The organism is Clostridioides sp. ES-S-0049-02, assembly GCF_020658465.1.
Lineage (GTDB): Bacteria > Bacillota > Clostridia > Peptostreptococcales > Peptostreptococcaceae > Clostridioides.
This window is the reverse complement of record NZ_JACVWG010000001.1, coordinates 558,406-582,873: the sequence shown is the minus strand read 5'-3', so window position 1 is coordinate 582,873 and position 24,468 is coordinate 558,406. Positions and strand designations below refer to the sequence as shown.

Below are 24,468 nucleotides of genomic sequence, written 5' to 3'. Positions count from 1 at the left end.
AAAATGCCTCGATTTATTTATAGTATTCAATTACAAAACTATATAGCTCTAGTATAAACTTTTAACCATTCTCTTTCTTCACCAGTTAGGAAAGGAGATATCTTATCATAAACTAATTTATGATACCAGTTTAAATAATCTTTTTCATCTTGATTCATTAATTCTGGAACTATACCATCTAAATCAATAGGAGCTAATGTAACAACTTCAAATTCCATAAATTGACCATAAAAATTCTTTTCAGCTTTTCTAACTACTATTTCATTTTCTGTTCTTATACCATGAGAACCTTCTATATATATACCTGGTTCATTAGTAGTTACCATTCCTTCTTCAAGAACTGCACTATCAAATCTTTCAGGAACTACTCTCCATCTAAATCCATTTGGAGCTTCATGAACATTTAATACAAATCCTATACCATGTCCAGTTCCACATTGATAATCTATTCCCATATTCCACATACAACTTCTAGATAATATATCTAGGTTGTATCCTCTACAACCATGTAAGAATTTAACCTTAGAAAGATTTATCATACCTCTTGCTACAGAAGTGAAATGTAATTTTAATTCATCACTTATAGGTCCTAATACTGTAGTTCTAGTTATATCAGTAGTTCCATCATAATATTGTCCACCTGAATCTACTAAGAATAAACCTTCAGCTTCCAACTTATAGTTTGATTCTGGAGTTGCACTATAGTGCATCATAGCAGCATGCTCTTTATATGCAGCAATTGTATTGAAACTTGGTTCAAAGAATCCTTCTTGTTCTCTTCTTAGTCCCTCTAATTTTTCAGTAGCACTTATTTCAGTTATTTCTATCTTACCTACATTATTCTTTAACCAGTACATAAATTTAGTGAAAGCTACACCATCTTTAACATGTGAATTTCTTATGTTCTCTAATTCTACCTCATTTTTTTGGGCCTTAAAGAACATTACTGGATTAAACTCATCAACTTTTTCAACTCCACAAGGTATATTATTGTAAATTGCATAGTTAATCTTAGTTCCATCAACTAAAACTTTTTCATCTTTATCTATATGTTTTACAAAATCATATACATCATTATATGGTTTTATTTTTACATTTTCTTTAGCCAATTCATTTAATATCTCTTCATTTAATTTACTTTCATCAACAAATAAATAAACTTCTTTTAAAGTTATCACTGCATAAGAAAGTACAACTGGATTGTATTTAACATCTCCACCTCTTATATTAAATAACCATGCTATGTCATCAAGAGTTGTTATTACATGAGTAGAAGTACCTTTTTCACTCATTTTTTCTCTCAATCTAGCTAACTTTGAACTAAAACTTTCTCCACAGTATTTAACATCTAATAAAAATGCTTTACTATCTGATAAAGCTGGTCTATCTGACCATATGCTATCTATTAAATCATATTGGTATTCTACTTTTATACCTTTTTTAGATAATTTTTCAGCTAATGTAGCTCCTTCTTTAGCACATATAACTTTACCATCAAAACCTAAAGTTCCACCTTCTGGAATATTTGTATATAAATATTCATCAGTAGTTGGGCAACCTTCTTGTCCCATTTTAAATAATTTTATTGTACTTCCTTCTAATTGAGATTCTGCTTGTATAAAGTATCTTCCATCTGTCCATAATCCAGCTTCATCTTTAGTCACAATAACTGTTCCAGCTGAACCATTGAATCCTGATATAAATTCTCTTGATTTGAAGTAATCTCCTACATATTCACTTTGATGATTGTCAGAAGACGGAATCATATAAGCATCAATATTTTTTTCTTCCATAAGTCTTCTTAATTCATTTACTCTGTCTTTTATATTCACAACAAGACCTCCTCAAAATAATAGTTTGAATAACTAAATATATAAGTATGTAAAGTTTATTACATAAATTTTCCTTTTATATAATTTATATAAATCTTATACACTCTAATTATCACAATTATAATTTTAATTACAATATCTATCTATGTAAAGCTTTTTTTCATAATTAAAGAGGAAATTACGTTTGATTTTATATTCAAATGTAATTTCCTTTATTTTCACTAATTAAGTGTGGATTATTTTGTTTCTGTTAACAAATCCATTGCCATTAATTTTGTCAATATATTTCTTAATCCAAGTAATATTAAACCAAAGATTATTAAGACTCCTGCTATTCCTCCAAAGATTTGCAAAAAACCTAATGTAGCTGTAAATCCAGCAATTTTTCCTGATAACAAACTAGCAAAAAAACTTGTCAGATACCATGCACCCATAGATAATGTAGCATATTTAGCTGGAGCTAATTTATTAAACATTGCAAGACCTATAGGAGACAAAAATAACTCCCCTACAGTTGTAAATATATAGGTTACTACTATAAAAAGTATGCTAGCCTTTATTGTCCCATCTGAACCATTGGCTAATGTGGCCAATACCATAACTATAAAACCAAGACCCATTATTATCATTCCCAACCCCATTTTAACTGGAATAGAAAAGTCGCCTCTTTTAGTATTAGATAATTTAACCCACAAAGCAGCTAATACAGGGCATAAAGCTACACATAATATAGCATTTAACGATGTAAGCCATGCCACTGGCATTTCAAATCCAAATAGAGTTCTATTTACATTGTCTCTTACATAAATCATAAATGAACTTTGTGTTTGATAGTATGCTGTCCAAAATAAAACTACAAATAAGAATAATACAACCATTGCTATGATTCTATTTTTCTCTAATTTAGTAAGTGGTCCATACTCAATTTTTTCACCTTTATTTCCCTTAGTAACTGGATGTTTTCCAACTTCTTTTAGTAGCTTTGGCGCAAAAAGTGTAAATATAATCATACCAAGCATCATACCTATACCACAAACTAAGAATGCCATCTTATATCCATAAGACACTATATCTCCGTTTACTCCTCTTACTGCAAATACATTATCAGAAAGCAGTCCACATATGATTGGAGCTATGAATGCACCTACATTTACTGCCATATAGAATAAACTATATGCTGCGTCTTTTCTTGATACCTCGGTTTTAGGATATATATCACCAACTATATTGGAACAACTTGATTTAAAAAAACCATTTCCTAAAATGATTATTGATAGACCTACCCAAACCATATTAATAGATGTAGATGATGCAAACAAAACAAAGTCACCTATTGCTATTAAAAGTGCACCTATAGATATACATTTTTGTTGACCTAAAACTTTATCTGCCAACCAGCCACCAATTAATGGTGTAAGATATATAAGACCTGTAAACAAACCAAACATTGAAGTTGCTTCTTGAGTAGAAAGTCCTAGTCCACCTTGAGTTACACTCGCTGTAAAAAATAATACCAACAAAGCTGTTAATCCATAATAACTAAATCTTTCCCATAAAATTGTCATACAAACAAGCCAAAAACCCTTCGGATGACTAGCTTTTTTAGATACGCTTTCAGTATTTGACATAAAAAAACGCCCCCTTATTATTTTTATAGTTAAATTCAGTACTAAGATTAGCTTAATCATTTTAACACATACTTATAATAGCATCTTTTTTTATATTACTCAATAGATTATTGTTAATATTTTCATTTTTTTATTATTATTTTTAAAATTATGAAAAATATTCTTTTTTAAGTATTTTTAAAGAATAACTTTAGTATATATATTTGAATAGTATTTTTTTAGCTTGTAAATTTTTTTATTTATTTTTTTTATATTTTATATAGATTTTCAATAAAATAATTTAAATTCAAAATACGTTTTCATTGTTAATTTATGCATGTTATTTTTTTATAATTTCATTTTTAGGCGAATTAATTTTATGATAAAATAATAAAAGCTGTTTAAGTTCTCTATTTAAGAACAAAAACAGCTTTTAGATATATAGATTAATATTTTCTTCTTTTAATAAATTGATTTAATCTATTGCTTTGCTTTCATTTGATATTTATCTGTAATTTTTACATTGTATTTTTCCTTTAAATCATTTATAAGTAAGTTTTGCTTTTCTGATGTTAAAGTACTTACTAAATCTGATTTTACTTCTTCAAATGGTTGATATTTTTCATCTGTTTTCTTAATTATATGGTATCCATAATCACTTTCTACAAGCTTACTAGATATTTCTCCTTTTTTCAAAGCAAATGCAGCTTTTTCAAAAGATTCTACCATTTGACCTTTTCCAAAAAATCCTAAATCTCCACCTGATTCTGCACTACTATCTTCAGAATACTTTTTAGCTAGAGTAGCAAAATCTTCTCCAGCTTCAGCTTTTTTAAGTATTTCTTCTGCTTGTTTTTTAAGTTCAGCTTTTTTACTATCACTGACTTGTTTACCTTTATCATCAACAGTTTTTATTAAAATATGTGAAGCTCTAACTTGTAAATAATTGCTCTTGTTTTTGTCATAATAACTTTGTGCATCTTTATCTGTTACTTTTGATGCTTCATTTAAGTATTTTGATGCTATTAGTTCTTTTTTCATATCGTCTTTTATATATTTCTCAGTCAAGTCAAATTGCTTTAGAAACTCTTCTTTTGTCATTCCCATTGCAGATTCTATGCTAGACATTAGATTATCATATTGAGAATTTAATTCGTCATTAGTTATGCTTATCTTTTCTTTTGCTGCTTCTGAAGATAATATATCTGATGTAATCATAGTCTCAATCATATTTGATTCATATGAACGTATTTCATCATCACTCATAGTATTTTTTGCATTTAAATAAAATAATGGCTCCATTCTTTTTCTTAACATTTCCCCTGTAATTTTTTTATCCCCAATAGTAGCTACTACTTCATTACTATTATAACGCTTTGAAGTGGCTGGTAATTTTCTTCCAGCTTCTTTTCCAGAGACATAGCCTCCACCCAAGCAAATTGCCCCTACTGCTACAATTGCTACAATTGCTTTAAGCTTTTTACTACTTAATTTTATTTCTCTTTTTTCGATTTTGTTATCAGTATTTTTTTCACCTGACACATCATCTTGTTTAGAACTTACATTTTCTGAATTTTTAATTTCATTCAATGTATTATCTTTTGAATTTTTTTCTTCAGACATTAATATCCTCCTTAAATTTAATTGTACAATACTTCACTTTTATTATTTTACATTAAAATAATATTAAATGTGTGAATCATAAATGAAACTCTCATGAATTTAAAATGAAATTAAATATTTCTTAAACTATATCTTATGAAATTTCTTCCTATTTTTGTATCTCCATACTTTAACATTTGTATAACTTCATTTTTTTCTTTTTGCAAATAAATAGAACATTCTTCTAAAGACTTAAATATCTCTAATACTTCGCCTTTTTTATTTACTAATTCAATCTTTTTCTTTCCACCTCTTTTGATTATAGACTTATATTTTTTAAAATATTCATCATATTCCTCATCAATACACTCAAACTTATAATTCATTTTTATTGTTTCAATCTTATCATTAGTTAAAATTTCATTTCTCTTTTTATCAGAAAGTCTTGTACTAAATATTTTGTCATTAAGAATATTAAATATCTCAGATGGAGATTTACTATTTTCTAGATAGCTCCACTCATTTTTACAGTATTCTTCTACATTTAACACTCTACTTAAATAATTTATAGCTTCTCCAAAGTAATCCATATATCCATATTTTAAATTTTCTCTTATGTAGCCAAGTGGTACCTTAAGATTTTTACTACATTGAATATGAGTATCAAAAGTCTTCTCTTCTTTAGTATATAAGTTTATTGCTTTTATACTTCTTCCTCGTTTTATTTTTATTTCTTTTATGTAATTTAAATCTTCTTCTGTTAAATATTCATTTATATCAATTACTTGTTTTTCTTCAACTTCAGTAGTGTTTGTTACTAGAGTATTATTTTCACTTCGGTCAATTTCTTCAAATTTTTTAGAATCTGTTTTTTTACTTTCAAGCGGTATTTCTTCTTTATTTAAGTTGATAGATTCATCAGTAATAAATACTTCATTTTTATCTAATTCTATAGTATTTTTATTAATTAGTATTTCTTCGCTATTTATACTTTTTTCTATTATTTCTATATCATCAATTATTATTTCTACTTTATTTAAAGTTGTATCATCATTATTAACTATTAATTCTTCTTTATCATTGTTGATTATCAATTCTTCTTCAGATAAGACTTTATTTTTTTTATCACATACCACTTCTTCTTTGCGTAACACTTTATCTTCTTTATTAGACAAATATTCTTCTTGGTTTAAAGACTCATTTTCTTCACTTACAACTTCCTCTTTACAACATAATACCTTTTTTTCTTTATCAATTAAATTTTCTTCATACAAAATTTTTTCATTTTTTAATATTATTTCACCTTCTTCTTTTGCTGCCTCAACTTTTTGTCTCTTTTTCATAATACCAAACCACTTTTTTAACACTCAATGTTCCTCCTAATACTTTATCTACTCTTTATATTATCACATAAAATATTACTATTTTTAGCAATTCCTTAATTTTTAATTACTTGTCAAAAATTCATCAACATCTGTAACCATAAAACTTTTTTAAAACTTTCTTATCAGCCAAAAACATAGCCTTTATTTCATAGTAATTATATCATGTTTTTATAAAATATTATCTTTTTAAATTTTTTACTTTTTAATACTATTTAAGATACAATTTATAATATATTTTACCAAATAACAACAATACACTAACACAAGTGTGATAATACTAGATGTTGTAAACTATGGCCAGTAAAATAAGATACAATACTTTCTATTTATGGAGTAAAATTTATAAAAAATGTGAAACGTAAGCTTTACATACAATAAAGAATGGATTTAATTTATCACATAAGTTCTTAAAACTTCATATGACTAATTAAATCCATTGCAATCAACTTTAAACTATGCATTTGATTTTTTTATTATAAAAGGAATGGTTATAATTGTACCTATTAAAGCATCTACCATATCAATCATAGTATCTTCTAGTCCTCCAGCTTGTGTAGTAGTCCCAATAAAAGTATCCATTAGAAATTCACCTATTTCCCACAAACTAGCCACTCCCATACTAAACATAAATACAAATATAACTAAAAATATTTTACTCATCTTACTTATATCTTTTTGTATATAAAAATATTTAATTGTAGAAAATGCTACAATACATGATATTATACCCGACCATAAATGTAAAAAATCATCATAATAATTTATGTCATAAAAATTAAAACAAGTACCTAATAATGATGCAAACATTATAAATAATACAAGTACAATATATAATTCATTGCTCAAAAGTCTTTTATTTTGCCTATTTAAAATACTTAATATAAAAGTACCAATTAAACTGATTGCTACTAAACCTACATTTCCAAAAGCTCTATTTGTAGCAAAAAATATGGCACATAAAACATATACTATATAAAGTAAAATGGTTATTGGCTTTAAAAGTTTATTCATAAATAATTTACCTTTCCAAAACATTCTATATTCTATAATAACTTAGGATTAACATCATTATCACCATAACCATAAAGTTTTAATGGCTTAAGTGCTGGGCCTTCAAGTATGTTTCCTTTATAGTCAAATCTTGAACCATGGCATGGACAATCCCATGTTTTTTCTTCACTATTAAAATTAAGTTCACATCCTAAATGAGTACATGTAGTATCTACAATATAAAAATCTCCTCTATCATCTTTATAAACACCATATCTTTTTCCATCAATATTAACAATCTTTCCTTCACCACTACTTTTAGGCATATCTCCACTACCTATTTTTAATTTTCCAGTTACATAATTCATCGCTACATTTGCATTTTCCTTTATAAAATCCATTGAAAAATAACTACCTAATCTCGATGGATTGAAAGTGTCCTTATAGTCAGAAGTTTTATTTATTATTAAATCTTTTATTATTATTCCTGCAGCAGTTCCATTAGTCATTCCCCATTTAGAAAATCCTGTAGCTACATAAATATTATTCTCCCTTTTATTGATATAACCTATATAAGGAACATTGTCAAAACTCATATTGTCTTGAGCAGACCATTTACATTTAAAGTCTTTTATCTTAAATACTTCTTTACCATAATGCTCTAAATCATCAAATATTTCTTCTTCAGTTCCACCTTGACCAACTTTGTGGTCTCCTCCTCCAAAGATTAATAGGTTATTATTTTCATCATTACATTGTCTAAAAGTTATTGATGGGTCATCTATACTTATAAATATACCCTCTGGCAATTCATTTTGTAGGAGTGCAACCATTAAATAGGCACGTTCAGCATATTCCTTTGCAAAATAAAAATTCAACCCATCATACCATGGACTGTGAGATGAGATTATAACATTTTCAGCTTCTATTATATTATTATCTCCAGTCTTAACTCTACATATAGCTCCTTTTTCTAGGTCTACTATCGGCGTGTTTTCATATATTTTTAGCCCTAAATTTACTGCTACTTCTGCCAAACCATCAACATATTGTTTTGGATTAAATTGACCTTGATTAGAAAAATGAATAGCTCCTTTTACATCTAATGGAATATCATTTATAGTTTCATAATATTCGCAATCTATGCCTATTTTTTTACATGTACGGTATTCATCTTTAATATCCTTTATAGATTCTTTCTTTTCTGTAAAGACAAAAGATGGAATCCTTTGAAAATCACATTTTATATTATTTTCACTGATTATTTTCTCAATCAATTTTAAAGCTTCATTATTTGCATTATAATATGATTTAGCTTTATCTAATCCATATTTTTTCTCTATTTTAGAATATACTATATCATGTTGACAAGTTACTTTACCAGTATTTCTGCCTGAAGTTCCATCTCCTACTTTATCGGCTTCAACAAGTGCTACTTTTTTACCTTCTTTTGCTAATAGATATGCAGTTGTTAAACCAGTTATTCCTCCTCCTACAACTAGACATTCTACTTTTATATTCTCGCCTAATTTTTCATATTCTTTGGGACTTGAATTTAAAATCCAATACGATTCATTCATTTTAAATACTCCTTTACATGTTAAATAAGAATAGTTTTTCCATCATAGGGTTTATTTATTATAAATAATATAAAAAAATAAATGCAAGACTATAGATTATTTGTTTATCATTTTCTCAAAGATACTATAGTTAACCAATCTTATAGCATGCTTTAAAATTCTTTTGAGATTACTTTTAATTGATTTTTATTTAATGAACTTTATTTTTATCTCTATCAATTTATATGTCTATGAAATATATAGTTGATTTTTGTATAGTAATATATTACTATTGATATTACAGGGGGATTATGTAGTTAATGACACTAAAACAAATATTCAGAAAAAGTAAAATGGAGGTTTTATGAAAAACAAAATAATTATAGGCATTACTTGTTTATTTATATTGCTAATGTCTGGGTGTACTTCAAAACATACAACAGAAATAAATGTACTAGCCACTACCGATTTACATGGTAACATCCCTTATGAGTTAACTTCTTATGTAAGGGAACAAAGAGAAAAAGATAAAAATATAACTTTAGTAGATGCTGGAGACTTCTTTGACCGTGGAGTAGCTTTAGGAAGTAGTATGGATGATTATTCTAATGCTATGCTTAAAGATAACAACAACAAAACTGAAAGCTATATTGAAACTCCTATTTCAAAGGACATGAAAGAAGTCGGTTATGATGCTGTAGTTCTTGGTAATCATGAATTTATATCTCTTAATAAATTTCATTTAGACAATATGATATCTGATTTTGAAAAACAAAAAATAGATGTATTATCAGCTAATACTTATAAGAAAAATGGGGATAGCTATACAAAACCATACATAATAAAAAATATTGATACACCAGAAGGAAATGTAAAACTAGGAATTCTAGGACTTACTATAAAAGAAGTTGGTGAAGGAAAACAACTAAATGAAAATGGAGAACTTGTAGATTCTAAATCTTTAGAACTAAAAGACCAAGAAGGTTATAGTGGTGAACTATATATGAATGATTTAGTAGAAGATGCTAAAAAATGGGTAAAAATCATGGAAAAAGAAAGTCCAGATATAATAGTAGCTGTTGCGCACACAGGTGAAAGACCTAAAAATCCTAAAAATCCAGGCAATAGAATACAAGATTTAGCTCAACAAGTTGATGGTATTGATGCGATAGTTGCAGGGCATAATCATGTTCAAATTGAACAACACGATTATAAAAACACATTGGGAGAAAAGGTTATAGTTACTGAACCAGGAAAGCATGGAGAATGTATTTCTAAAATTAACTTTAAATTAGAAAAAAATAACGATAAATGGAGTGTAGTTGACAAATCCAGTGAGTTAGTTAAATTTGAGAAAAATAAAGAAGATGAGAAATTTAGACAATTTGTTTCTTCACTTATGAAAGCTAGTGAAAACAATAATGAAATAAGACTGGCAAAAGTAATGCCGCCTGAATGGGATAAAATATTTATCTTTAAGTCTGGAACATCAGCAAACGATATATATAAAGCTGTAGGATATAAATGGAGAAATATATCTTCTCCAAAAGATAGAGATATGCTACAAATTGTCGTTATGAAGAATAATAAACCTGTTACTTATCTATATGGAGAATCAGAGCTTATGCCATTTAATATAAAATGTGATGAATCAGAGTACAAAAACAATGTTGTGACTATTTATCCTAATAAAAATGATAAATTCAAAGTTATAAAAGGTGAAAGAAAATACAATATTAATTTAGAACATATAGAGTAGAGTTTTATTCCTTGATTTAAGATTGAATATTAAAATATTAATTAAAAGATGAGATGTAAGATTTATGAAACATGATACAAAATATAAGTCAAGGCTAATTGAAAGTTTTTCAAGTAAAAAGCTATACTATGACTTAGTTATAAAGCTATAAAGTATTACAAATAACTATAAAATAGATATTCTCATCTGATTTAAAAATTTGACAATGAAATACCCTGTAGTTTAAGTAAATTTTTTTAAATAATAATAACTGACTGTCAGTTAAATGTCAGTCAGTTATTTTATAATAATTTCATTTAAATATATCTAAAATTATCCCTTTTAATACTCTTTGGTTATTATGCGCTTTGATTTAGTGGTTTTTTAAGTAGTGCTAAAAGCATCATTCCAACTACAGCACCTACAATTATAGCCACTATATATCCAAGTGGATGAGTAACTACTGGTATAACAAATACTCCTCCATGAGGTGCACGAAGAGCTGCATTAAATAGCATACTAAGTGCTCCTGCTACTGCTGAACCTCCAATACAAGCTGGTATAACATGAAGTGGGTCTCCAGCTGCAAAAGGTATTGCTCCCTCTGTTACAAATGATAACCCCATTACATAGTTAACTTTACCAGACTCTCTTTCTTCTTTTGTAAATCTATTTTTGAAGAATGTAGTTGCAAGAGCTATAGCAAGTGGAGGAACCATACCACCAGCCATTACTGCTGCCATTATTTCAAATTGCCCTGATTCAAGAGATGCTACACCAAATACATAAGCTGCTTTATTCACAGGTCCACCCATATCTACAGCCATCATTCCACCCAACACTAATCCTAAAACTATTTTTGAAGTTCCACCTAAACTATTTAGGAATCCAACCATAGCATTATTAATTGCTGTAACTGGAGGTATTACTAGAAATGTCATTATAACGCCCATCAAAAGAGTTCCAAATAAAGGATATAATAATACTGGTTTTATTCCTTCTAATGAAGTTGGTAATACATTAAATATTTTCTTAAGTCCTTCTACCAAATATCCTGCTATAAAACCTGCAAGTAATGCTCCTAGAAAACCTGAACCACCATCTCCTGCAAGAGCTCCTCCCACAAAACCAACAACAAATGCAGGTCTATCAGATATAGAATATGCTATATAACCTGCAAGTACAGGTAACATAAATCCAAATGCTTTATCTCCAATTCCCTTAAAAAATGCTGCTATTGGTGTATTTGAACCGAAATGTGAAGGGTCAATAGAGTAATCGTCAAGTAAGAATGCCAAAGCTATAAGTATACCTCCACCAATAACAAATGGCAACATATTAGACACACCATTCATTAAATGCTTGTAGACTTTTCTAAATCCACTTTCGTTTTCTTCACTTGATTCGTTGTGACTTCCTTCTTCTCCATGATAAATTGGAGCATCTCCATTTACAGCTTTATCTATAAGTTCTTCCGCTTTGTGTATACCATCAGCAACCTTAGTTTTTATAACTTTTTTGCCATTAAATCTGGCCATTTCAACATTTTTATCTGCTGCTACTATTATACATGTAGCATTTTCTATCTCTTCTTTTGTAAGTCTATTCTTAACACCTGCTGAACCATTAGTTTCTACTTTTATAGAGATACCTTTACTTTCAGCCATTTTATTTAAACTTTCAGCTGCCATAAATGTATGTGCTATTCCTGTTGGACACGCTGTTACTGCTAAAACTTGAGGATACTTACTAATATTTTTATCTTTATTATTTAAAACATCCTCTTTACTAATTTCTTCATCCTGATATTCTTCACTGAATTTTTCTCTTTCTTTTTTATCTATTATTTCTTTGAATTCTCTTGCTGAATTTGAATTTATAAGTTTATTTCTAAAATCTTCATCCATAAGTATTGTAGATAATCTAGATAATACTTCAAGATGTGTATTATTAGCTCCATCTGGTGCAGCTATCATAAAAAATAAATTTGACAAACTTCCATCAAAAGATTCATAATCTATACCTTCCTTTGATACAGCTGCTGCTATACAAGCTTTAGTAACTGCTGTAGTCTTAGCATGAGGAATAGCTACACCTTCTCCAATTCCTGTTGTACTCATCTCTTCACGGGCTAAAATTGCTTTCTTATAATTTTCTTTATCATTTAAATTACCACTATTTTCAACTAAATCAACTAGTTCTTCTATTACTTCTGGTTTATTTTTTGACTTTAAATTTAATTTAATTGATTTTTCATCTAATAACTCTATAATTTTCATAAGTTCTCATTTCCTCTCTATATATTTTTTAGGTTATTTTTAAAATCTTTTCACAGATATTTCGTTTACTAATTTATCAATATATTTTCTTTCAGCTAAATCATATGAAAAAGCAGTTGCACTTCCTGAAGCTGCACCTAATTTAAGAGCATAATCATATTCACCAGTACTTAGATATCCAGATATAAACCCTGCTACCATAGAATCTCCTGCTCCTGCAGAATTTTTTACAGTTCCTTTTGGCACATCACTTATAAATACTTCATTATCTTCTGTAATCAGTAATGCACCATCTTTACCCATTGACACTAAAACATTTACAGCTCCCATTTCTTTTAACTTTTTAGCATACTTTACTATATCTTCATTTGAATTTAATTTAACACCAAACATTTCCTCTAGCTCATCATTATTAGGTTTAATTAGGAAAGGCTTATATTTTAAGACATTAAGAAGAAGATTTTTTGTTGCATCTACAACAATTTTTATATTCTTTTCTTCTAGTCTAGACATTATATTTTCATATAATTTTTCATCTAAAGTAGATGGTATACTACCTGCCAATATTAAAATATCATCTTGATTTAATTTATCAAGTTTTTTATATAATAGGTTGATGTATTCATCACTTATATTGGGTCCTTGTCCATTAATTTCGGTTTCCTCTGACACTTTTATTTTTACATTTATTCTTGAAAAACCGTTTTTCAATTTTATAAAGTCTGTTTTTAATTTTTTTTCCTCCAATGTTTTTACTATATATTCACCAGTAAAACCACTTATAAAACCTAATGATGTATTGTCATGTCCAAGTTCTTTAAGTATACAAGACACATTTATACCTTTTCCTCCTGGATAAACGTATTCTTCATTTACACGATTTGTACTTCCTGTATTTAATTCATCTAATTTAACTATATAATCTATTGATGGATTTAATGTTACTGTATAAATCATTTTGCCACCTCTTTTTATTTATTTATCTTATGTTTATATCTTAACTCCATATTAATATCCCTGAAAGTCAAAAAATTTCTCTTAATTAAAAGAGAAATTTATCGTTTTTATCTTATTTAGTTTTATATTATCCAAATTTGCATGTGTATATACAACACTATGTTCTATATATATCTATTTAAACATGTTTACAAATTTTTCAAAATTGCTATTTTCACATATGCTTATAACTTTCGCTATGGAGTCTACTCTTTTGTATATGTTTGAAAATATAACTTCATAATCTAATATTTTATCTTTATCAAGTGCCAACATTATTATTAAGCGCACATCTGATATTTCCCAAGCAATTGGTTTTTTTAGTATTCCAATTGCTATTTTATTATCATAAACCTTTCCAATAGCTCCATGTGGTATAGATACCATGTTGCCTATTTCTGTTGTTGCTATTTTTTCTCTCTCAAAGTAAGAGTTTTTCATGTCATCATCTATATAACCTTTTTGTACAAGTTCACTTGCCATAAAATCAATAACTTCTTCTTTATATTTAAAATCTAAGTCAGTAAAAAACAACGCACTATCAAATAAGTTTTTTATATCTAAATCCAAATATACATTTCCTGTTTCTATATATTTTTCAATTAATTTAATTTCCTTTTCACTCAACATTGGAGAGATGTTTATTACTGGTATATCACCTATTTCAATAGGTACAGTAGATATTACAAAATCAACATCTATAACCTTTACATATTCAACTAGATATGAAGGAATAACCTTTAATATTTCTAGCTTTTCTCTAAATATATTCTCTAATTTAGCTTTTATTAACATTGAGGTACCTATACCTGATGTACAAACTATTATCGCTTTGAAAACCTTATCTTTATTATTATAGGATGCCCTCTCAATAGCACCTCCTATATGTAGAGCTATATTTGCAACTTCATCTTCGTTGATTTCTATTTTTAAATCTTGTTCTATTGTTTTTTTAGCTATATTAGCTAACTCAAAGGCAAAAGGATACTTTATTTTAATATCTTGTGCTATTATAGGCGATTGATTCATGCCTAACTTTATTTTCTTACACAAGCTACTAATATGCTTATATAAATATTCTTCAAATATATCATCATGGCTTATATCTATTGACGTAGCTAGCTTTAAATTTTTACAAAATGTTCTTATCGAATTTATTATAATCTCTTTGTTCTGTTCATTTTCCAATATTGAACTTCTTTTGTTGCTATAAGTTTCTACATAGTCCTTTATAAACTCTCTTTCATCATACTTATGCCTGCTCAAAATAACTAATATATTATTTAATACATTCTTAAATTCTATATCAGTTAGTACTAATCCATTTTCATTTAATGCGTCTAATAGTATTTTTTTTATTATTAACTTTTTTTCTTTTATATCATCATTTAAAAAATCATTTAGACTGAGTTGGTTGTCTCTCTTATTACTTAAATCAATTATACAATTTAATATCTTATCTTCATTTTCAGAGATACATATACCTTGTTTATGCTTAGATTTAACAGAAATTGAATACTTATCAAATATCCTCTTGACTTCTTTTAAGTCATTTTTTACTGTTGAAACACTTACATACATAGAATCTGCTAAATCTTCAAGCCTTATAGTATTTTTTTCTTCATTGCTTAAAGTTAGTATTTTTCTGATTATATATTCTACCCTATCTACATCATCATAAAGGTTACTATTTAAATTCACTTCATCAAAGCTTCCCTCTAACTTATAACCAACACCTCTTATTGATAAAATTTTACCATTTTTAAGCTGTTTGTTAATATCCTTTATTTCATTTTGTATAGTCTTTGAAGAACACCCTATTTCTTGGCTTAAGGCAAGTCCACTCATTGTATCTTTTGAATTTAACAGTATCTTTATTATATTTATCTGTCTAGCTGTTATATTTAAACTCATAAAATCACCTTTTACTCTAGATATTGATTTCTCAATTTTTTTATCTCTTCTTTATTTAAATTAAATTCTCCATATAGATACTCTTCTACACTATTGTATTCCTCATCAATTCTTCTAAAGGCTGTATTCATATATTCTTCATTTACACCAAATATATAATTTAATCTTTCTTTTGGAATATCTTTAAATTTAGGCTTACATTCTATAAACCTTTCTATTTCCTTATCTGCAAACTCATTGCTTTTTAGATAATCTTTCATTATATTTTCTCTTGATACACCCAAAATCATAAGAATTATAGCACTTCCTATACCAGTTCTATCCTTACCAGCTGTACAATGATTTAGTACTGGCAAATTAGAGTAATCTTTTATAAGTTCTACTAGCTTTTTATATGAAGGATTATTTACAGGTAGATTATAGTAGCTATTATTTAGCATATTAAACGCACCATCTTTTTCAAATAAACTCTCAATCATATCTTCGATAGAGCCAAAACGACCTCCTGATTCTTCTAATTCTCTCATTGCTGGAATTCTTATATTTTTTATATTTGATATTATTGTTGATGGATGTTTACGTGCCTCTTCATCACTCCTATAATCAAATACATATTTGATATTTAAGTCTTTTAAAATCTTTATATCATTCCTACTCAAATTTGACAACTTTGCAGACCTATAAAATAAACCATACTTTACAGTTCTACCATCCTCTGTTTTATTTCCACCTAAATCTCTAAAGTTTTTCATCTTACCACCTCTTAAAAATTCTCTATCATATGATAAGTTATCTACTATATTTAGCTCAAACATTATAAATTAATTTTATCACAATTTTATGCTATTTATTTAAAATATTTTTTCGTATTTGCTTAATAATTTTAAAATACAAAAGTATATCTTTATACAAAATTAACCTAAATTTTACATAATTTATTTACTACATAGAAGCTTTATAGTTTATAATCAATATACAGTAGTATATTTTATACAAATAAGACCATATTTAGAATAATATCAAATACATTGGAGGTTTTATATTATGGACATTCAAAAACAAAAGAGCTTTATAATTAAATTTACATATGTAGTTTTAATAGCAAGTATTATATATGTTGTCTTAAAATTCTTATTTCCATTATTAATGCCTTTTGTGATTAGTTTTATCATTGCCTTTATTTTAAGACCTATTATAAAACTTATTACAGATAATACAAACTTAAACCGTACATTTATTTCTGCGGTAGTACTTTTAGCCTTTTATGGATTAGGAATATTTTTATTAGTTAGTTTTGGTGCAAAAATATTTGCAAGTATAAGCGACATATTTTTTAGACTTCCTGATATATATAAATCAGGTATACAGCCAACATTAAACACTTTATTTTCTAAGATAGATGCTAGTACACCTAATGTTAATCTAGCATTGATACTTGGTTGGGATAATATCAGTCAATCTATGATGTCTTTAGTTGCCTCTATTTCAACAAATGCACTTAATGCTATTGCAAGTATTGCAAGTAAAACACCTGCGTTTATGTTGAAACTTATTATAACTTTAATTGCTTCTTTCTTCTTTACATTTGACTATCAAAAAATAGTGAACTTTATTTTAAGACAGTTTCCAGAAAAAAGTCAGACAATGATAATCAATATAAAAAATAGTAGTATCAATGCTATTTTAAAATTGTTAAAAGCATATGCCATACTACTATCAGTAACATTTGTAGAACTTCTTATTGGTCTTAATATCCTACAAGTTGAAAATGCATTTACTATATCTGTCATAGTTGCGCTTGTCGATATTTTACCAGTATTAGGCACAGGAAGTATCTTAACTCCTTGGATGATTATTTCATTAATCAATGGAAATATACATTTGGCAATAGGGCTTTTAATACTATACATCATCATAACTGTTGTTAGACAAATATTAGAACCAAAAGTAGTAGGACAACAAATTGGTCTGTATCCTTTAATAACACTAATGTGTATGTTTGTTGGTGCTCAACTATTTGGAATAGCTGGATTATTTGGCTTTCCTATTGCAGCTACAATCATTAAAAATCTACATGATAATGGGATTATTACTGCATTTAAATAACTTAAAATCAATATTTTATTTAAACTTAAAATAGTGAGATATGTATTATACATCTCACTATTTTTCTACTTTGCACATATAGTATCAATCATTTCTTTATATTCATTTTCATTATTTAAAAAATCAATATTTTTAAATTTTTTTCGCATCTTTTCTTTAATTTCCAATGAATAAGATATCGTATATGGAAGAAATCTCTCTATTTTTTTTATATATTCTATAGAAAAAAATTCAGCATTATAAGCTATAGAAAACAAAATCAACATTAAACAATCATTTTTTATCATGTCTGTTATAGCTTCATTTCTACTGTTAATTTTAAAGTTTTCTATTAATTCAATAGTAAAGTTTATTAACTTATTTGCAATTTCATCCAATAAACCCTTTTTTGACATCTCTGTCATAATAGTCTTATGATTACACTTTAAATCTTCTTTTATATCCTGTAAATCATCAGATATTTGTAATAAAAATCCATAACCAATACAAAACTTTACCTCTTCATTTGTCATAAGCCCATTTATTAAATATCCATCTACTAAAACAGATGAACCTCCCTTTTCAATAGAAATAGATAATATTTCGTCTTTATGCAAATAAGTCTCCTTATCCTGCTGTTTTAAACTCTTTACTTGGCTTTCAAATATTAATAACAATGACTCATATATTTCTTTAAAATCTTCTCTAGGATAAACCTCTTCAATATAATCTATCATCTGAGATACTTTACTTTCATGACAGTTATTAGGTTTAATTTTTTCTCCTAAGAGTCTTTTTTCTAACCAACGATTGAATAAGGCTTTATCCATTTCATTTGTCTTTGTATTATCTAAATAATTGTCTGTATATGGATATAACATACTATATGCAAAACTTGCTTTTGAATAATAGACATCTTTTCCAAATAATAATTGCAGTGCATTTGAAATCCATACATTTCTCATGGCCTGCATAATATCTTCTATAGGTAAATCATCATCAAATCCTCTAGCATCTCTGATAAATTGTTTTGTTATTTCTAAGAATTTTTTTCTATCTTCTACATTCATTTTCTCTAATTTAAAAATATTCTCTTTTTCTAGTGTTTTTTGCAAAAAAGCTTCACCTTTTTTTATCCACATTTTTCTTAGAACAACATCACTTGGACACTTTTCTAAGTGAACTGATACTTTATCTATCAATTTATCTAATTCGCCTTCACACTTTTTTTGTGAATCTTCACTATATGTTTCTATTTCTTTACATAATTCGATACTTGAATTATTCCATATATCTTTACATTTGTCACAATAGCATTTAAATATATAATTTAATCTCATTTGACATCCCTACTTTCATGTCTAAACTATACCCTATATTATATCAGTACATATAACTAATATATAGTTAAAGTTATGATTGTGTATAATATTGCCATGAAAACTATTTATTTTTTCAACTTAGCTAAGGCTTCTGCAAATGGATTATTAAATACTTCTTGATTTTTATTTTGATTTTTTAGATATTGATTAACATCTTTCTTTGATGCTTTCTTTTTTTCCTCTTGTTTTCTTTTATTAAAAGAGGATAATTTTTCCCTGTACCCACAACTACAAGTAAATATTCTTCCTTCACCTTCACCACGAAGTTCTAATTTTTTATGACAATTAGGGCATCTTGAATTAGTTGTTTGTGATATGGTTTTTCTAGTATTACACTCTCTATCTTCACAAATTAACATTTTACCTTTCTTACCATTTACCTCTAGCATAAATTTACCACATTCTGGGCATCTATTTTTAGTTAAATTATCATGTCTAAATTTGCTATCACTACTTTTTACTTCTAATACAATAGCTTTTGAATAATCCTTCATATCATTTATAAATGTATTTTTATTAAGCTTCCCTTTTGAAATATCTAATAATTTCTTTTCCCACGATGCTGTAAGTTCTGGTGTCTTTAAGTCCACAGGAACTAAATCTAACAGTTGTTTTCCTTTTGATGTTATATATATATCTTTATTTTTCTTTTCCATCAAAAATGAATTGAATAATTTTTCTATTATATCTGCTCTAGTAGCAACTGTACCAAGTCCACTTTTCTCCATAGATGTTAAAAGTGTAGCCTCATTTAAGTATGGTGGTGGATTTGTCCTTCCTGAAGTCATCTTCAAGCTTTTAACTTTAAGAATATCTTTTTCCAATACATTTGGAATGCTTTCATATTCATCTTCATCATCCATATCTTTATAGCTTTCTTTCCAACCTAGATTTATTACTTTATTGCCTTTGGCTTTAAATGTCTCGCCCTCTATAGTTGCACTTATAGTTGTCTGTTCATATTCAAAGGGAGGACTTAATACTGCCAAAAACCTTTTTACGACAAGATTATATATTTTTCTTTCTTTATCTGTAAAATCACTCATAAACACTTTTTGCTCTGTTGGTATTATAGCATGATGGTCTGTTACTTTTGAATTATCAACAAAAGACTTATTAGATACAATATTACTTTTTAATAACTTATTACAAACCTTCGAATAATCACTAACATTTACAGCTTTTATTCTATCTTTTAATGTTCCAACAATATCCGAAGTTAGATACCTAGAATCAGTTCTAGGATAAGTAAGTACCTTATGATGTTCATATAGTTTTTGCATTATAGATAATGTTTCTTTTGCTGAAAATCCAAACATTTTATTTGCATCTCTTTGTAATTCTGTTAAATCATAAAGCGCAGGTGAATATTTTTTCTTATATGATTTATTTACTTCAGATATTTTAACATCTAAATCTTTTACTTTTTTTGATACACCTTCCATCTTTTCTTTACTAAAAGTTGAGGAATTATTATTTTTATCATTCCAAATAAACTTTATATCTGAGTTGCCCTTTGTTGCAATTATCTCCAATCCATAATATTCTTTAGGTTTAAAATTTCTTATTTCTTCTTCTCTTTTCAATATCATAGCAAGAGTAGGAGTCTGCACTCTTCCACAAGAAAGCTGTGCGTTATACTTTGTTGTTAAAGCTCTAGTTGCATTTATTCCAATAATCCAATCGGCTTCTGCTCGTGCTATTGCTGAATAGTACAAATTTTCATATTCTTTACCACTTTTTAGTTTTGCAAAACCTTCTTTTATTGCTTTATCTGTACTTGAAGAAATCCAAAGACGTTTTAAAGGTTTTTTTACTTGAGATTTCTCTATTATCCATCTTGCTACAAGTTCTCCTTCTCTCCCTGCATCTGTTGCTATAACTATTTCATCTATATCATTTCTGTTCATTTGAGCCTTCACTGTATTAAACTGCTTTCCACTTTTTTTTATTACAACAGTCTTTAGATACTTAGGAAGTATTGGTAAATCTTCTAAACTCCATGATTTGTATCTTTCTCCATAACTTTCAGGGTCAGCAAGTGTAACCAAATGACCTAGTGCCCAGGTAACAATATACTTTGGTCCCTCTATATATCCATTTTTTTCATTTTTTGAACCCAAAACTTTTGCTATATCTCTTCCCACAGAAGGTTTTTCTGCTAGTACTAATATTTTTCCCATTTTAAAATACTTCCTTTCTCTTTCTCCAATCTTACACTACACTTAAAAGCTAAATAAATATACTTTTTCTTAACATTGTAACTATAATATTACCATAATTAAATCAATTCTAATTAATTATTTAATATTTTCTTCTTTTTTTATCACAAACCTATATTTAATTTGATTTACACACCTACTATCCTATTTATTTTTACGTATATTATTTAAATTTGTAAGTTTATAATTCGTAATTAGACTTATATTTTTATATTTTTTTCCTGTTTTTAAATTTTTTAGTTGACAAAACACAAAACCTTATATTAATATTATTAATACAATAAGCTATGACAAATCAATATCCGGTTAAGATTTTATAGAAGAGTTGCCATATGGCACACCGAAGGAGTAACACTCTCAGGTACTTTTTTAAAGTAGGACTGTAAAATTTACGGAACTCTGGAGAGACCCATTATGGGCGCCGAAGGGGCAAGGCATTTGTGCTCAATCTCTCAGGCAAAAGGACAGGGATTATCTACCAAAACTAGTATTATTAATACTTTTATTTTGGTTGCTAATTAGTGTATATCCAGAGCTGAATCTATTTTAGATTTAGCTTTTTTTATTACACTAGAAATTATTAATAAATTATACTAATTTCCTGTCAATTACTTCATTAAAAATTCTATTGATTGTGTAAAGCAAAAAAATGAGGGAGTGTTTTTATGAATCTAATTGATATTTTAAACAAAGTTGATGCTTTTATTTGGGGACCGCCCCTGTTGGTACTACTAGTTGGTACTGGTATATTACTTACTGTTAAACTTGGCGTTGTGCAAATAACAAAACTTCCACGTGCTCTTAAGCTAATATTTGCTGCTGAAAATAAAGGTAGTGGTGATGTTTCAAGTTTTGCAGCTTTATGTACTGCATTGGCTGCTACAGTTGGTACTGGTAATATCGTTGGGGTTGCCACAGCTATTAAAGCTGGTGGACCTGGTGCACTTTTTTGGATGTGGATAGCTGCATTCTTTGGGATGGCTACTAAATACTCAGAAGGTGTCCTTGCAATAAAATACAGAACTAAAGATAAAAATGGTCAAGTATCTGGTGGACCTATGTACTACATAGTAAATGGTATGGGAGAAAAATGGAGACCTCTTGCAATATTCTTTGCTATAAGTGGTATATTAGTTGCACTTTTAGGAATAGGTACTTTTACTCAAGTAAATTCAATAACAGACGCTATCAATAGTAGCTTTGGAGTGGACCCTAGAATTACAGGTGTTGTACTAGCAGTATTTGTAGCTTTAGTTGTATTTGGAGGTCTTAAAAGTATATCTAATGTTGCTACTAAGATAGTACCTTTTATGGCAGTTATCTATATTGTAATCTGTGGAGTCATTTTAATATCTTATTGGAATAAAATACCTGAAACTTTTGTATTGATAATTAAAAGTGCATTTACACCTACTGCTGCAACTGGTGGTTTTCTAGGTGCAACTATGTCACTAGCAATTAGAAATGGTATCGCCCGTGGTGTATTTTCAAATGAATCTGGTTTAGGTAGTGCTCCAATAGCAGCTGCTGCTGCTAAAACTGAGTGGCCAGCAGAGCAAGGACTTATCTCTATGACAGGAACTTTTATAGATACTATTATAATCTGTACACTTACTGGATTTTCTCTTGTTATATCAGGTGTTTGGTGTTCAGACTTAAATGGTGCTGTTATGACTCAAGCAGCTTTTAATGGTGCTATTCCTACATTTGGACCAATATTACTTACAGTTAGCTTAACATTATTTGCATTCACTACAATTTTGGGGTGGAGTTATTATGGAGAAAGATGTTTTGAATTCCTATTTGGTGTAAAAGGTATGAATGGATATAGAACTGTATTTGTAGCTATGGTATTATTAGGTGCATTCTTAAAGTTAGAAGTAGTTTGGATAATTGCTGATATTGTAAATGGACTTATGGCAATACCTAACTTAATAGCTTTGCTTGCACTATCACCTATAATAGTATCTGAAACTAAAAAATACTTTGAATATATAAATTCTCCAGAAAATCAACTAAAAAGAAATGCATAAGTAGAAATATATAAATAAAAAATATAAAACCCTAAACCAATATAAGAATCGATTTAGGGTTTTATATTATTTTTGTTTTAAATGAATATATCAGATTAAATATATTTACTTAAGAAGTACTACACTATATAAAGAAGCTAATACCTATTATAGTTCATCTATTTAATTTAAATCATCCTAATTAAAATTTTATTTCATCTGGATATTTCCATGCTTTAAATTCATTAATATCTACTGCCTTAGGTTCTTTAAATTGATTTAATACTAAAGACCTATAGTATATTTCTGCTACTTCTTCTACATATCTCGATTTTAACAAAGCATCTTCAAGGTCATTACTTACAGTTGTCAATCCATGCCTTTCTAATAAACATGCATCCGTATCTAATAATAACTTTGAAACACTTTTGGCTAGTTCCAAAGTCCCTGGTCTTTCATATGGAGCTATGTCTACATAACCACCATAATTAACTGACTCATATACAATTGGTATAATTGGTTTATTTGCCACTGAAAATGCTGTTGCATAGAGAGAATGTGTATGCGATATAGCATTTACATTTGCTCTCACTTTGTATATTTCAATATGCATTAGCACCTCACTACTAGGTTTAATACCTTTCTCAGCTTCTATTACATTCCCATCCAAGTCTAATACACAAATGTGTTCTGTCTTCAATTCTTCTCTTCCTATACCTGAAGGTGTTATAAGTATATATCCAGTATCCTTATCTCTAATGCTAAAATTACCAGCTTTTTCCTTACATAAACCATAATTCTCTGCTTTAATTGCTACTTCCACAATTTTAACTTTTAAAGATTCTAGCATAATTTACCTCCAGAC

At 27.8% G+C, this 24,468-nt stretch carries 16 protein-coding genes and 1 riboswitch; of the genes, 3 read left to right on the top strand and 13 right to left on the bottom strand.

All coding sequences use genetic code 11. The annotated features are described in order from the left end of the window. Nucleotides 1-38: 38 nt before the first annotated feature. The 6 genes from IC213_RS02655 to IC213_RS02630 form a co-directional block, all read right to left on the bottom strand. On the bottom strand, nt 39-1,832 hold the full coding sequence (locus IC213_RS02655; protein WP_227437295.1) for an aminopeptidase P family protein: 1,794 nt from the start codon (nt 1,830-1,832) through the stop codon (nt 39-41). Between the two features lie 236 nt (nt 1,833-2,068). Further along, nucleotides 2,069-3,460 (bottom strand): peptide MFS transporter, encoded by a 1,392-nt coding sequence (locus IC213_RS02650; protein ID WP_227862702.1) that lies wholly within the window; start codon nt 3,458-3,460, stop codon nt 2,069-2,071. Nucleotides 3,461-3,919: 459 nt separating this feature from the next. After that, on the bottom strand, nt 3,920-5,062 hold the full coding sequence (locus IC213_RS02645) for a peptidylprolyl isomerase (RefSeq protein ID WP_227862701.1): 1,143 nt from the start codon (nt 5,060-5,062) through the stop codon (nt 3,920-3,922). Between the two features lie 110 nt (nt 5,063-5,172). Continuing rightward, nucleotides 5,173-6,408: a hypothetical protein gene (locus tag IC213_RS02640; RefSeq protein WP_227862700.1), complete on the bottom strand. Its 1,236-nt coding sequence runs from the start codon at nt 6,406-6,408 to the stop codon at nt 5,173-5,175. Between the two features lie 471 nt (nt 6,409-6,879). Then, nucleotides 6,880-7,437, bottom strand: coding sequence for a hypothetical protein (locus IC213_RS02635; RefSeq protein ID WP_227824106.1), 558 nt, complete (start codon nt 7,435-7,437; stop codon nt 6,880-6,882). 32 nt (nt 7,438-7,469) lie between these two features. Beyond that, entirely contained in the window at nt 7,470-8,996 is a 1,527-nt protein-coding gene (locus IC213_RS02630) for an FAD-dependent oxidoreductase (RefSeq protein ID WP_227862699.1), read from the bottom strand. A 343-nt stretch (nt 8,997-9,339) separates the two neighbouring features. On the opposite strand from IC213_RS02630, the gene IC213_RS02625 reads away from it, so the two are divergent. After that, nucleotides 9,340-10,734 carry a metallophosphoesterase gene (locus IC213_RS02625; protein ID WP_227862698.1) on the top strand — a complete coding sequence of 465 codons (1,395 nt, stop codon included), beginning with the start codon at nt 9,340-9,342 and terminating at the stop codon, nt 10,732-10,734. A 338-nt stretch (nt 10,735-11,072) separates the two neighbouring features. On the opposite strand, the gene IC213_RS02620 is transcribed toward IC213_RS02625, so the two are convergent. From IC213_RS02620 to IC213_RS02605, 4 genes are all read right to left on the bottom strand, one after another. After that, nucleotides 11,073-12,992 carry a PTS fructose transporter subunit IIABC gene (locus IC213_RS02620; protein WP_227437309.1) on the bottom strand — a complete coding sequence of 640 codons (1,920 nt, stop codon included), beginning with the start codon at nt 12,990-12,992 and terminating at the stop codon, nt 11,073-11,075. A 39-nt stretch (nt 12,993-13,031) separates the two neighbouring features. Continuing rightward, complete coding sequence (gene pfkB / locus IC213_RS02615) at nt 13,032-13,949, bottom strand: 1-phosphofructokinase (RefSeq protein WP_227835754.1); 918 nt, start codon at nt 13,947-13,949, stop codon at nt 13,032-13,034. 174 nt (nt 13,950-14,123) lie between these two features. Then, on the bottom strand, nt 14,124-15,902 hold the full coding sequence (locus IC213_RS02610) for a BglG family transcription antiterminator (RefSeq protein ID WP_227482767.1): 1,779 nt from the start codon (nt 15,900-15,902) through the stop codon (nt 14,124-14,126). Nucleotides 15,903-15,913: 11 nt separating this feature from the next. Then, nucleotides 15,914-16,654 (bottom strand): tyrosine-protein phosphatase, encoded by a 741-nt coding sequence (locus IC213_RS02605; protein ID WP_227862697.1) that lies wholly within the window; start codon nt 16,652-16,654, stop codon nt 15,914-15,916. Between the two features lie 292 nt (nt 16,655-16,946). On the opposite strand from IC213_RS02605, the gene ytvI reads away from it, so the two are divergent. Continuing rightward, on the top strand, nt 16,947-18,008 hold the full coding sequence (gene ytvI, locus IC213_RS02600; RefSeq protein ID WP_227437315.1) for a sporulation integral membrane protein YtvI: 1,062 nt from the start codon (nt 16,947-16,949) through the stop codon (nt 18,006-18,008). A 65-nt stretch (nt 18,009-18,073) separates the two neighbouring features. On the opposite strand, the gene IC213_RS02595 is transcribed toward ytvI, so the two are convergent. Both IC213_RS02595 and IC213_RS02590 read right to left on the bottom strand, forming a co-directional pair. Beyond that, entirely contained in the window at nt 18,074-19,327 is a 1,254-nt protein-coding gene (locus IC213_RS02595; RefSeq protein ID WP_227437317.1) for a flagellar protein FliS, read from the bottom strand. A 107-nt stretch (nt 19,328-19,434) separates the two neighbouring features. Beyond that, nucleotides 19,435-21,552, bottom strand: coding sequence for a DNA topoisomerase III (locus tag IC213_RS02590; RefSeq protein WP_227862696.1), 2,118 nt, complete (start codon nt 21,550-21,552; stop codon nt 19,435-19,437). A 428-nt stretch (nt 21,553-21,980) separates the two neighbouring features. After that, nucleotides 21,981-22,069, top strand: a riboswitch (glycine riboswitch). A 187-nt stretch (nt 22,070-22,256) separates the two neighbouring features. Here IC213_RS02590 and IC213_RS02585 point away from each other — a divergent pair. Beyond that, complete coding sequence (locus tag IC213_RS02585) at nt 22,257-23,624, top strand: alanine/glycine:cation symporter family protein (RefSeq protein WP_227437321.1); 1,368 nt, start codon at nt 22,257-22,259, stop codon at nt 23,622-23,624. A gap of 181 nt (nt 23,625-23,805) precedes the next feature. Here the strand turns inward: IC213_RS02585 and IC213_RS02580 are convergent, their stop codons facing one another. After that, the gene (locus IC213_RS02580) at nt 23,806-24,453 is read right to left on the bottom strand and encodes a class II aldolase/adducin family protein (protein ID WP_227437322.1); all 648 of its coding nucleotides are present in this window, start codon (nt 24,451-24,453) and stop codon (nt 23,806-23,808) included. Between the last annotated feature and the right edge of the window lie 15 nt (nt 24,454-24,468).

Excerpts from the sequence above, each read along its gene's own strand:
- IC213_RS02585 (WP_227437321.1), top strand. The coding sequence starts at position 22,257 with ATGAATCTAATTGATATTTTAAACAAAGTTGATGCTTTTATTTGGGGA.
- IC213_RS02590 (WP_227862696.1), bottom strand. The coding sequence starts at position 21,552 with ATGGGAAAAATATTAGTACTAGCAGAAAAACCTTCTGTGGGAAGAGAT.
- IC213_RS02605 (WP_227862697.1), bottom strand. The coding sequence starts at position 16,654 with ATGAAAAACTTTAGAGATTTAGGTGGAAATAAAACAGAGGATGGTAGA.
- IC213_RS02595 (WP_227437317.1), bottom strand. The coding sequence starts at position 19,327 with ATGAGATTAAATTATATATTTAAATGCTATTGTGACAAATGTAAAGAT.
- IC213_RS02635 (WP_227824106.1), bottom strand. The coding sequence starts at position 7,437 with ATGAATAAACTTTTAAAGCCAATAACCATTTTACTTTATATAGTATAT.
- IC213_RS02630 (WP_227862699.1), bottom strand. The coding sequence starts at position 8,996 with ATGAATGAATCGTATTGGATTTTAAATTCAAGTCCCAAAGAATATGAA.
- IC213_RS02625 (WP_227862698.1), top strand. The coding sequence starts at position 9,340 with ATGAAAAACAAAATAATTATAGGCATTACTTGTTTATTTATATTGCTA.
- ytvI (WP_227437315.1), top strand. The coding sequence starts at position 16,947 with ATGGACATTCAAAAACAAAAGAGCTTTATAATTAAATTTACATATGTA.
- IC213_RS02580 (WP_227437322.1), bottom strand. The coding sequence starts at position 24,453 with ATGCTAGAATCTTTAAAAGTTAAAATTGTGGAAGTAGCAATTAAAGCA.
- IC213_RS02620 (WP_227437309.1), bottom strand. The coding sequence starts at position 12,992 with ATGAAAATTATAGAGTTATTAGATGAAAAATCAATTAAATTAAATTTA.
- IC213_RS02645 (WP_227862701.1), bottom strand. The coding sequence starts at position 5,062 with ATGTCTGAAGAAAAAAATTCAAAAGATAATACATTGAATGAAATTAAA.
- pfkB (WP_227835754.1), bottom strand. The coding sequence starts at position 13,949 with ATGATTTATACAGTAACATTAAATCCATCAATAGATTATATAGTTAAA.
- IC213_RS02610 (WP_227482767.1), bottom strand. The coding sequence starts at position 15,902 with ATGAGTTTAAATATAACAGCTAGACAGATAAATATAATAAAGATACTG.
- IC213_RS02650 (WP_227862702.1), bottom strand. The coding sequence starts at position 3,460 with ATGTCAAATACTGAAAGCGTATCTAAAAAAGCTAGTCATCCGAAGGGT.